This is a genomic window from Coprococcus sp. RTP31081st1_H1_RTP31081_211007 (assembly GCF_040227275.1).
GTDB lineage: Bacteria > Bacillota > Clostridia > Lachnospirales > Lachnospiraceae > Coprococcus > Coprococcus aceti.
On the sequence record NZ_JBEHVP010000005.1, the window covers coordinates 198,030 to 209,459 of the forward strand.

The window sequence follows — 11,430 nt, forward strand, 5'->3', positions numbered from 1 at the left end:
TTTTGTATTGTTGGTTATTCTTTATCCTTGTGTGAACCTTCATCATATCCTGAAGCATCCGCCACCTATAAATTCTCTGAGTATGGAATTTGCTGGTATGTATTCTGTGTCTATGTCGTGGAACATATCTATCAGACGCAGAAGTCTCGCCGCATCCTGGTAATGCTCTGAAGTCTCATCTACCCCGAGCAGCAATGGTCTCGCCTCACGCCGTATGGCGGTATATTCGTACAACAGTCCCGAGTTAAACATCTCATCAGCCTCGCTCTCATATGGGAAGATATATTTCTCCTCTCCCCTTCTGACTGAGCTCCACATGGAAAGTGTCTTCTCCACATCGTTCCCTCTGGTCCTGCTGTCTCTGACTATTCTCCTGAGCAGTCTGCTGTCTATGGTTGAAACCTTTGCCGGCTCGCCGTCCTCACCTTCAACGTACAACTGATTAAGGGGACTTATGTATATCTTGTACTTGTCTTCATCCGCCAGTCCGTATGTCATCTTCGGGTTAAGCGAATGGATTCCTTCCATGATGATAACATCATTTTCACCTATTTTGAGAAGGTCCCCATGATATTCCCTCACTCCGGTCTTGAAGTTGAAAACCGGAAGCTCTATCTCTTCACCGTCCAACAGCCTTGTCATATCCCTATTAAGTGTTTCAAGATCCATGGCCTCCAGGCACTCGAAATCATAGTTGCCATTCTCATCCTTAGGATTGTCTTCACGGTTCACAAAATAGTTATCCGCAGCTATCGCATGTGGTCTGAGTCCCATGGCACGAAGCTGGATACTGAGTCTGTGGGAAAGTGTTGTCTTGCCCGCCGAGCTCGGCCCGGATATCAGTATTATCCTACGCTTCTGTTCGGAAACTTTTCTGGCTATCTCATACATGCAGTTACTCTGCATAGCCTCGCATACCAGTATGAGCTCCAGTCCCTTTCCTGAATCGATCATCTCGTTCAGCCTGTCGATCGAATCGATACCGACTTTCCTCGCCCACTCCTTTGCAGTTGTCTTTAATGATGTTATACTTCTCTGCTCATCACCCATATAAATATCTACTCCATATCCGATATAAGTCTCAATGCCTCTTCCATGCATTCCTTTTCATGTGTGAGCTCACCGGCACGCCGTCTGGCATTGACCGTATCCACCTTCTTCAGTCCATCAAGGACTTTTCCGGTCGAATCAAGCTTATCCCTCAGATACTCTCCGAGGATCTTGTCATGATTATGTATGAGGTAATATCCGTATTTATAATATACTTCATCCATGGCTGACTTATTACCAAAATCCTGTGCTGTCACATCCACGTTCAGTACAACGTAGTATTTGCCAGCATCTATCAGCATTTTTTCCTCTGTGATCTTCCAGCCATTCTCTGCGATGTACCTTCTCAAATGCTCTGTCTCCGACTGGGGCTGCAGCACGAGCTGACCGGCTGACTGTACCACATCCATGCCGGCTTCAAGTATATCCGTTATGAGGATTCCTCCCATGCCGGCTATTATGATGGAATCCACCTCACCCGGAGATATGGTTGCAAGTCCGTTTCCGAGTCTCAGATCAATACGGTCTGTCATATTCCATCTGGCTATATTATCCCTGGCTATAGCACACGGACCGGTTCTAACATCTGATGCTATGACCCGGTCCGATATGCCATTTGCCACAAGGTATATGGACACAAATGCATGGTCGCATCCAATATCACACACTCTGCCGCCGGGCTTTACCATGTCGGCAACAGTCTTCATACGAAGTGACAATTCTATATCTTTCATAATTATTATCCTCGCACCATCCATGCCAGATCGCGCGGTCCTCTCTGCTAGTTATACAGGAAATCCTTGAGCTTTCTGCTTCTGTTAGGATGTCTCAGCTTTCTGAGCGCCTTTGCCTCGATCTGTCTGATACGCTCTCTTGTGACATTGAACTCCTTGCCGACTTCCTCAAGGGTTCTTGGTCTTCCGTCATCCCATCCAAATCTGAGCTTTATAACTCTCTGCTCTCTCTCTGTAAGTGTGCTGACTACCTCGTCGAGCTGCTCGTGCAGCAGTGTCTGGTTTGTCGCCTCAACAGGTGTAGGGATACTCTCATCCTGTATGAAATCTCCAAGATGGCTGTCCTCCTCCTCACCGATAGGAGTCTCCAGTGATACAGGCTCCTGTGCGATCTTCATGATCTCCTGAACTCTCTCCTTTGGAAGTCCCATAACCTCTCCGACTTCCTCTGGAAGCGGCTCTCTGCCGAGCTTCTGAAGCAGATCTCTGCTCACTCTGGTAACCTTGTTGATGGTCTCAACCATATGAACCGGGATTCTTATGGTTCTCGCCTGATCTGCGATGGCCCTTGTGATGGCCTGTCTGATCCACCATGTCGCATATGTTGAGAACTTGTAACCCTTTCTGTAATCAAACTTCTCCACGGCCTTGAGCAGACCGAGGTTACCCTCCTGTATTAGATCGAGGAATAACATTCCACGTCCAACATATCTCTTGGCTATACTTACAACAAGTCTGAGGTTGGACTCAGCAAGCTTCTTCTTTGCCATCTCATCGCCTGCCTCCATTCTCTTGGCAAGCTCTATCTCCTCCTCCGCGCTGAGCAGAGGCACCTTTCCTATATCCTTCAGGTACATCTTGACAGGATCCTGTGTTGTGCTTGATATATCACCTGTATCTGTGAAATCTATCTTCTCAACATCCTCGCCCTCAGCGATCACGTCCTCGTCAAGTGTTGGCTCCTCCTCATCGTCATCTGTTATCTGAAGTATGTCCACACCGTTCTTTTCAAGGAAATTGAAGATCTTCTGCATGGTATCCAGATCAAGGGCAACCTCCTTGAGATCGTTAAAATGCTTGATGAGCTCTGTGTCCTCTATAACGTTCTTCTTGCTGTGAGCTATGTCAAGCAATTCCTGAAGCTTTGTGTTGAACTTTGCGTTGATCGCATCGTCCTCACTCACCTTGATCATATACTTGTCTTCATTTGAATTGATCGCATCCATTGTACTCATATCTTTCCTCCACATAATGTATTGTTTATTTCTTATAAAATAACTTTAAACTTTTCTATCTTTTTCCTGTCCTTGATGAGCTGCTGAACCTTCATCATGTCATTCTCGCTCTCAAGCTGTTTTTTTATGCTGGCAAGCTTTATCTTTTTCACGACCTCGGTTATGGCATTGCCAACCTCCTCCTCGGTCATGTCTATCGCCAGATCTGTCTGGAGCATGCCTGCCACCAGTCTCTGTTCCTCCACATCCTGGAATGTGTTCACCACCACAGCGGGCTCAACCTTGTGCTTCTCCCTGTACTGTGAGTACAGCTTGTCCGCTACGGTCCGGTATATTCCCGGCTCAAAGTCCGCCTCACTCACCACGCCGTCAAGTCTGGCAAACAGCTCCGGCCGGTTCACAAGCCATGTGAGCAGCAGCTTGGCGGTCTTATTATCCTTTGTCTCAGGTCTTCCCGGAGCTCCCGCGCTCTGGTCTCCCGGAAACTCTTCATAGCCCTGCTGTTCCTGGAGTCTGCGGGTCTCCCGCTCCACTATCTCCGGCTTTGCCGTGCCCGCAACACCGTAGGCATGTACCTTCGCGGCAAGGGCATCCTTGTCGATCACATATTTCCTCGCTATGGCATCGACATAATTATTTCTCTCCAGGTCGTCCTCAATATATGCCAGTTCCCTCGCTATCTGGTTCTGGAACTTGGTCAGCTCACCCGGATCGCTCTGGTCATATTCCTCAGAATATATCCTTGCAAGGAACATCATTCCGCTCTCAGCTTTCTTTATCCTCTCCTCAAATGCCTCGCTTCCAAGGTTCTGTATGAACTCATCGGGATCCTTGTACGGTCTCATATTGATGACCCTTGCGCCGACTCCGACCTCCCGGAGAATTGCTATGACCTTCTTCGTCGCCTCCACGCCTGCGCCGTCACTGTCGTACGCCAGATAAACCTCATCGGCATATCTCTTTATTATCCCAGCATGTCCAAATGTAAATGCCGTTCCAAGGGACGCCACGGCATTGTCAAATCCTGCCTGATGCATGGAGATGACATCCATATATCCCTCACAGCATATAAATCCTTTTCTCCTGCTCCGCCTTGCTATGTTCATGGCAAACAACGTATGGCTCTTGTCGAACACCGCGGTATCACTGGTATTTATATATTTCGGTTTTCCATCGCCCATGACTCGTCCGCCAAATGCGATGACCTTGCCGTTTATATCCAGTATCGGGATCATGGCTCTGTTCCAGAACTTGTCCACACCGCCTTCCTTCTCGCTGATCTCAACAAGTCCCGAGCCCTTCATCTGGTCATCTGTATATCCCTTGCTCTTCAGATACCTGTACAGATCATCCCTGTATATATCTGAATATCCAAGCGCAAATTTATTTATCGTCTCATCAGAGAGACCTCTTGTCTCGTGAAAATACTCATAAGCCTTCTCACCATGCTGGCTGTGCTTCAATATATAATGAAAATATGCAGCCGCAGTCTTGTTCATCTCCCTGAGCGTTATCTTATACTGCTCCCTCGACCTCTCCTGGGCGTTCATGGACTTCTCAGGGAGCTGTACTCCAGCCCTCTCCGCAAGTCTCTCCACAGCCTCCGGGAAATTGAGGTTCTCATATTCCATGACAAATGTAAACACGTTGCCACCGACTCCGCAGCCGAAGCAGTGATACATCTGTTTTTCCCTGTTGACCTTAAATGACGGAGTCTTCTCATGGTGGAACGGACAGCATGCCTCGTAATTCGCGCCCTTCTTCTTAAGGCTTGCGTAGCTTCCGATAACATCCACTATATCATTTCTTGACAAGACTTCATTTATCACGTCATCCGAATAATACAATTCGATTCCTCCTGTTTGTCAGGTATGCTCAGACCTTCCAGGACTTCGGTATATATATACTCTTAAATGTCTCTATCGCATAATTGTCTGTCATACCAGCTATGTAGTCGCACACGACTGTCTTGGGATCCTCTCCCATATATATCATCTCAACACATTCATTTGTCAGCCTGCTGGCGTCCTCAATGAAGTATTCATACAATATCCTCAGCATCTTGTCGGCCTTGAGCTCCTCGCTCTTGGCTATCGGGTTAGTGTAGAGATATCTGAACATGTATGTTCTCAGCTTCCCCAGAGCATCCCCGATCTCCGCCGACATACCGACATAATCCTTGTCCTGACTCGTATTTATCACATCATGTATGAGACAGTTCAGTCTGGTGCGGGTATTCTTCCCGAGAATGTCGGTGATATTGGTCGGAAGATCCTCCTCCTTCAATATGTTACCCCTTATCGCATCATCTATATCATGATTGACGTACGCTATCTTGTCCGCCAGTCTCACACACTGTCCCTCCAGCGTATGCGGAGTGCATGATGTCTTATGGTTTAGCATTCCGTCCCGGACCTCCCAGGTGAGATTAAGTCCCTCACCACGGTTCTCAAGACGTTCCACAACCCTTACGCTCTGAACATTGTGGCTGAAATTATTGCCCGCGCAGGCCGCAAGTGTCCGCTCACCGACATGTCCAAATGGCGTATGTCCCAGGTCATGTCCCAGCGCTATCGCCTCCGTCAGATCCTCGTTAAGCCTGAGTGATCTGGCTATCGTCCTTGCTATCTGCGACACCTCCAGAGTATGGGTCAGTCTGGTCCTGTAGTGATCATCACCCGGCGACAGAAATACCTGAGTCTTATGCTTAAGTCTCCTGAACGCCTTGCAGTGGAGTATCCTGTCCCTGTCTCTCTGGTAGACCGTTCTGAGGTCGCACTGCTCCTCCGGTCTGTCACGTCCTGTGGACTGATCACTGAACGCCGCATATCTGCTGAGCACTTCGTGTTCCCTTTTTTCCTGCTGTTCCCGTATCGTCATAGAATCTCTCCTATCACATGATCAATATTTCTTACCACACATTTTTATTATTCTCCGTTTTTTCTCAAAATCCTTTTTTATTTTTCAAATTTTCTGATGAAAGAATGACATGATAGTAAGTATAGTGATATACTTATATAAGATTTTTGAGGTGAATGACATGTTTGATTTTGAAGAAGAACTTAAGAAGCTCCCCCATGTCCCAGGAGTATATCTCATGCACGATTCGGGGGATCATATTATATATGTAGGAAAAGCCATAGATCTGTACAACAGAGTACATCAGTATTTCCAGACCGGCTACAAGAAATCCCCGAAGATTCAGAAGATGGTATCCCATATTGCATGGTTTGAATATATTGTCTGCGGTTCAGAGATCGAGGCTCTCGTTCTAGAGTGCAACCTTATAAAGGAGCACAGACCGCATTACAACACCATGCTCACGGATGACAAGGGTTATCCCTATATCCGCATTACTGTGGAGGAGGATTACCCGCGCATACTGTACAGCCATCAGATGAAACGGGATCACTCCAAATATTTCGGCCCATACACCAATTCCAAAGCGGTGAAGGATATCATAGAGCTGCTGAAAAAGCTGTATCACATCAGGAGCTGCAACAAGGTTCTGCCAAGGGATATGGGCCTTGAAAGGCCCTGCCTGTATCACCAGATAAAGCAGTGCATGGCGCCCTGTCAGGGATATATCTCCAAGGAGGATTACAACAAAAATGTCCAGGATGCCATAAGCTTTCTGAACGGCAACCACGGTCATGTGATCAGGGATCTCGAAAAGCAGATGAAGGAGCTGGCCGAGGATATGGAATTTGAACAGGCCGCCGAGATCAGGGATCTGATAAAGAGCATCCATCACATTGAGTCCACCCAGAGAGTCGGTGACACAAGCGCAGACGACAGGGATGTGATCGCCATGGCCACCGATCTTGGAAATGAGTGTGTCATATCCATATTCTTCATAAGATCCGGCAAGATGATCGGCAGGGAACACTACCACATGAGCGGCGTAAATGCTGAGGCTTACAGCACGATCATGGAGTCTTTTCTCAAGCAATACTACGCTTCCACTCCATATCTGCCAAAGGAGATCATTATCGAGCAGCAGATTGAGGACTACAAGGTCATCGAGGAATATCTGAGCGCCCGCCGGGGAAGTCAGGTACACATCATTGTTCCCCAGAAGGGAGACAAGCAGAAGCTTCTCAAGCTGGCAAAGGACAATGCTTTTCTGGTCATGAACCAGGATGCCGACAAGCTCAAGCGTGAAAAGGAGCGCACTGAGGGTGCGGCAAATGAGCTGGCACAGCTTATCGGAGTTTCATCCGCAAGACGCCTTGAAGCATTTGATATATCGCATATAAGCGGCTATCACTCCGTGGCATCCATGGTGGTATTTGAAAACGGACGCGCCAAGAAGAATGACTACAGAAAGTTCAAGCTCAGGACCATAGACGGGCCGGATGACTACGCAAGCATGAGGGAGGTACTCACAAGAAGGTTCACAGACGAGCGGTTTAATATCTACCCTGATGTACTCATGATGGATGGCGGCCGGGGTCAGGTCAACATAGCTCTGGAGGTTCTTGACGAGCTTGGTCTCAACATCCCGGTATGCGGAATGGTAAAGGATGACCACCACAGAACCAGAGGACTCTATTACAACAACAAGGAGATTGATTTCCCTGCAAATACACAGGCCTTCAACATGATAACACGACTTCAGGATGAGGCCCACAGATTTGCAATCGAGTACCACAGAAGTCTCAGAAGCAAATCCCAGATTCACTCAGTTCTGGACGATATTGAGGGCATCGGTCCGGCAAGGAGAAAGGCTCTTCTGGCATACTTCAAGGACATAGACAAGATCCGTGCCGCCAGCATTGCTGATCTCGAGATCCCGCAGGGAATGAACAAGACTGCAGCCACTGCGGTATATAACTTTTTCCACAACGATAAACAGAAGTAACGAGGATTTTATGATGGAATACAACTTTTTTGCACTTATATCACGAATGAAATATATTGACAGATGGGCACTCATGAGGAACAACCGCGAGGAGAATCTGTGTGAGCACTGCCTGGAGGTGAGCATGATAGCCCACGCACTGGCAACCATCGGCAATGTACGCTACGGCAAGACTCTGAACGCCGAGAGAGCTGCACTCATAGGTCTCTATCATGATGCATCGGAGATCATCACCGGCGACATGCCGACCCCGGTGAAATACTACAACGATGATATCAAGACAGCCTTCAAGGATGTGGAAGATATCGCATGCCACACACTTCTTGACAAGCTGCCGGGCGATCTCAGACCAGCCTATGAACCGATATTTTTTAAGGATGCCGACGACGAGAACGATGTATATCTCTGGAAGCTCGTCAAGGCGGCTGACAAGCTATCCGCCCTGATCAAATGCATGGAGGAGACAGGATCGGGAAATACCGAGTTCTCCAGTGCCATGGGTACGATCATGAATTCCGTGTCACAGATGGCTGAGACTTATCCTGAGGTAAACGACTTCGTGTGCGAGTTTTTACCGGCATACGGCAAGACTCTGGACGATCTTCAGCAGATATAATCTAAAGCAGATATAGAAAAAAGAGAAGCCGGAGCTTTTTGCCAGCCCCGGCTTCTCTTTTTTGATCTTATTATTGTTTTAATTTTATTCCTGTTCAACATTTTGTTCAGCATTTTCAACTCTGTTGAATATCTCCATGAACTCCTGACCTGTTATCGACTCCTTCTCTATCAGATACTGTGCGATGGCATCCAACGCATTCATGTGCTCTGAGAGAAGCTTCTTGGCCTCATCATATGCCTTCTTGAGCTGATTCCTAATCTCCTCATCGACCTTTGCAGCAGTCTTGTCTGAACACTGGAGCACTGCATTTCTGTCGAGATATTTCCCCTGAACAGTCTCAAGCTGCATGAGTCCGAACTTGTCTGACATTCCGTACATGGTTATCATCGCTCTCACTGTCTTGGTCGCCTGCTCTATATCATTTGCCGCGCCGGTGGTCACTGACTCGAATTTCAATTCCTCTGCAGCTCTTCCGCCGAGGGTCGTCACAATGTTCGCCTCAAGCTCAGCCTTGGTCTCCATATACTTCTCTTCCTCAGGCACCTGCCATACATATCCCAGAGAACCCATCGTTCTAGGAACTATTGTAATTCTCTGAACAGGCTCAGTGTGCTTCTGGAGAGCAACCAGAAGAGCATGTCCAACTTCATGATATGCAACGACCTTCTTCTCCTGGTCGCCGAGCAACTTGCCCTTCTTCTCTTTTCCTGCAAATACAAGCTCCACCGCACCAATCAGATCAGCCTGTGAAACCATGCTCCTTCCGGATCTGACCGCAGTGAGCGCCGCCTCATTTATTATGTTGGCGAGATCTGCTCCAACCGCACCTGCTGTGGCAAGCGCAAGCTCACGGAGATCCACAGTCTCATCCATCTTGACATTTCTGGAGTGTACCTTCAGCGTGTCTATTCTACCCTGAAGATCCGGCTTCTCAACTATTACTCTTCTGTCAAATCTTCCCGGTCTCAGGAGTGCCTTGTCAAGTGTCTCCGGCCTGTTGGTTGCAGCCAGTATCACTATTCCCTTGGATGTGTCAAATCCATCCATCTCGGCAAGAAGCTGGTTCAGTGTCTGTTCTCTCTCCGAATCACCGCCCCTCACGCTGTCTCTGCTCTGGCCTATGGCATCTATCTCGTCTATGAATATTATACAAGGAGCCATCTCAGATGCCTGTTTGAACAGGTCTCTGACTCTCGATGCTCCGACTCCCACGTACATCTCCACGAAGCTTGATCCCGACATGGAGAAAAATGGCACGTTTGCCTCTCCGGCAACAGCCTTTGCCAGAAGTGTCTTTCCGGTTCCCGGAGGGCCGACCAACAGTGCTCCCTTTGGAAGCTTTGCACCTATAGCCATATACTTCTTAGGGTTGTGAAGGAAGTCGACCATCTCAGTCAGGGATTCCTTTGCCTCATCCTCTCCTGCAACATCTGCAAATGTGACTCCGGTCTTCTTCTCCATATATACCTTGGCGTTTGATTTGCCAAAGCCCATCATTCCGCTCCGCCTTGTCACTAACGAGAGGAACAGATAGAATGCAGCTATCATGACCACATATGAGAGTATCGTTCCGACCATGGCTGAACCGCTCTCGTCTTTGCCCTTGTATGTTGTGGCATACTTCTCATGGGCTGTCTTAAGTCTGTCTGCCAGCTTATCGTCGCTTATCCTCACTGTCACATAGGTGTTCTTATCCAGAGTGCCGTCAGACTCCTTTGAGGTAAATCTGATCTTTTTGGCATATATCTCCGCATTGTCCACCTCTCCCGAATCCAGCATCTCCACAAATCCGCTGTACGGGATCTCTTTTTTCGTTCCATTTGTGATCTTGTCGTATGCTCTCCAGCACAGCAGTGTCAATATCACCGAGATGACAAGCAGAACCATGACATTCCTGTTTTTGCCTTTGTTGCCATTATTCTTGTTGTCGTCATTCTTGTCGTTTTGTTCTTTGTTGTAATCGTTATTCAACACGTTTCTCCTTTTACTCTGATATGGATATCCCATTTATCCATCTATGACTTTACCGCCTAACAAATTATAAGTCAAGTAAACTGTTTGTATGAAATTGTCTTTATTGACATTACGGGGGCTCCGGGGGTACACTTTTTTACAAATTGACAAATATATTCTATATGGGAGGGCTGCAATGCCGGGATACATAATACACCTGTGCGAGGGCAGATACATCGCAGACAAACTTCATATTTCAAAGGAATCCCAGCCGGAGCTGCTGAATGATTTCCTGCTGGGCTGCGTTCTTCCAGATGCGGTTATGGACAAAGCCCTGACACATTTCAGGCCGGAATGGCAGAACGATCTCATAACAAAATATCCGGACATCGATCACATATTGTCAGAATATCCAGTGGAAGCTATGACACCTGCCGACCTTGGCATACTTGCCCATCTCATGATGGACGCCGCCTATGTGGAGGAATTCTGGCCGCAATATTTTCAGTTTGAGGCAGGCGATAACACTCCCACCTGTGTGACACGCGACATAGACCATGTCCGAATGCACGAGCTCAGCATGCAGCCGGAGGGAAGGAGCATCCCATTCCGGGATTTCTTCTCAGAACAGTTTTTCTACGGTGATTACAATGTGACAAATCCATTGTTTATCAGGGATTTCTCACCAATCATACCGAAGGTTTCATCACCTGATATGACCATAAAAAAATGTCTATGTTTCTCACAGAGCAGACTGCAGAATGATCTCGACTCATTCACCTCCATAGACACCGATGTAGGCAATAATACAACGAATGTATTTCCATATAAAGCACTTAAGGACTTTATCATCTCTCAGGCGGACAGATTCCTCCGCCTCATAGATAACAAAAAAGCATCCACCAGATAAGCCTGTTTCCAGGCTCACCCGGTTGGATGCTTTTTATAGTTTTATTTCCGGCTTTCCCTTATCTA

9 protein-coding genes are annotated in these 11,430 nt (G+C 47.5%); 3 read left to right on the top strand and 6 right to left on the bottom strand.

Annotated features, from left to right (window positions below; genetic code table 11):
- Positions 1-42: 42 nt before the first annotated feature.
- The 5 genes from ABUA31_RS09960 to ABUA31_RS09980 are packed head-to-tail and all read right to left on the bottom strand — an operon-like array spanning position 43 to position 5,899.
- On the bottom strand, positions 43-1,050 hold the full coding sequence (locus tag ABUA31_RS09960) for a uridine kinase family protein (RefSeq protein WP_015533961.1): 1,008 nt from the start codon (positions 1,048-1,050) through the stop codon (positions 43-45).
- Positions 1,051-1,058: 8 nt separating this feature from the next.
- Positions 1,059-1,784, bottom strand: coding sequence for a tRNA (adenine(22)-N(1))-methyltransferase (locus ABUA31_RS09965; protein ID WP_117875429.1), 726 nt, complete (start codon positions 1,782-1,784; stop codon positions 1,059-1,061).
- 47 nt (positions 1,785-1,831) lie between these two features.
- Positions 1,832-3,019 (bottom strand): RNA polymerase sigma factor RpoD, encoded by a 1,188-nt coding sequence (gene rpoD / locus ABUA31_RS09970; protein ID WP_022216124.1) that lies wholly within the window; start codon positions 3,017-3,019, stop codon positions 1,832-1,834.
- A gap of 32 nt (positions 3,020-3,051) precedes the next feature.
- The gene (dnaG, locus tag ABUA31_RS09975) at positions 3,052-4,866 is read right to left on the bottom strand and encodes a DNA primase (protein WP_022216125.1); all 1,815 of its coding nucleotides are present in this window, start codon (positions 4,864-4,866) and stop codon (positions 3,052-3,054) included.
- A gap of 28 nt (positions 4,867-4,894) precedes the next feature.
- On the bottom strand, positions 4,895-5,899 hold the full coding sequence (locus ABUA31_RS09980; protein WP_022216126.1) for a deoxyguanosinetriphosphate triphosphohydrolase: 1,005 nt from the start codon (positions 5,897-5,899) through the stop codon (positions 4,895-4,897).
- A 160-nt stretch (positions 5,900-6,059) separates the two neighbouring features.
- Between ABUA31_RS09980 and uvrC the strand changes: the two genes are divergently transcribed.
- Complete coding sequence (gene uvrC, locus ABUA31_RS09985) at positions 6,060-7,883, top strand: excinuclease ABC subunit UvrC (protein ID WP_055147073.1); 1,824 nt, start codon at positions 6,060-6,062, stop codon at positions 7,881-7,883.
- A 13-nt stretch (positions 7,884-7,896) separates the two neighbouring features.
- On the top strand, positions 7,897-8,499 hold the full coding sequence (yfbR, locus tag ABUA31_RS09990) for a 5'-deoxynucleotidase (RefSeq protein ID WP_055147010.1): 603 nt from the start codon (positions 7,897-7,899) through the stop codon (positions 8,497-8,499).
- Between the two features lie 84 nt (positions 8,500-8,583).
- Here yfbR and ftsH read toward each other — a convergent pair whose 3' ends face one another.
- Positions 8,584-10,389, bottom strand: coding sequence for an ATP-dependent zinc metalloprotease FtsH (ftsH, locus tag ABUA31_RS09995; RefSeq protein ID WP_055147076.1), 1,806 nt, complete (start codon positions 10,387-10,389; stop codon positions 8,584-8,586).
- Between the two features lie 262 nt (positions 10,390-10,651).
- On the opposite strand from ftsH, the gene ABUA31_RS10000 reads away from it, so the two are divergent.
- Positions 10,652-11,365 (top strand): hypothetical protein, encoded by a 714-nt coding sequence (locus ABUA31_RS10000; protein WP_055147013.1) that lies wholly within the window; start codon positions 10,652-10,654, stop codon positions 11,363-11,365.
- The last annotated feature ends 65 nt before the right edge of the window (positions 11,366-11,430 follow it).

Excerpts from the sequence above, each read along its gene's own strand:
- ABUA31_RS09960 (WP_015533961.1), bottom strand. The coding sequence starts at position 1,050 with ATGGGTGATGAGCAGAGAAGTATAACATCATTAAAGACAACTGCAAAG.
- uvrC (WP_055147073.1), top strand. The coding sequence starts at position 6,060 with ATGTTTGATTTTGAAGAAGAACTTAAGAAGCTCCCCCATGTCCCAGGA.
- rpoD (WP_022216124.1), bottom strand. The coding sequence starts at position 3,019 with ATGAGTACAATGGATGCGATCAATTCAAATGAAGACAAGTATATGATC.
- ABUA31_RS09965 (WP_117875429.1), bottom strand. The coding sequence starts at position 1,784 with ATGAAAGATATAGAATTGTCACTTCGTATGAAGACTGTTGCCGACATG.
- ABUA31_RS10000 (WP_055147013.1), top strand. The coding sequence starts at position 10,652 with ATGCCGGGATACATAATACACCTGTGCGAGGGCAGATACATCGCAGAC.
- yfbR (WP_055147010.1), top strand. The coding sequence starts at position 7,897 with ATGGAATACAACTTTTTTGCACTTATATCACGAATGAAATATATTGAC.
- ABUA31_RS09980 (WP_022216126.1), bottom strand. The coding sequence starts at position 5,899 with ATGACGATACGGGAACAGCAGGAAAAAAGGGAACACGAAGTGCTCAGC.
- ftsH (WP_055147076.1), bottom strand. The coding sequence starts at position 10,389 with ATGGTTCTGCTTGTCATCTCGGTGATATTGACACTGCTGTGCTGGAGA.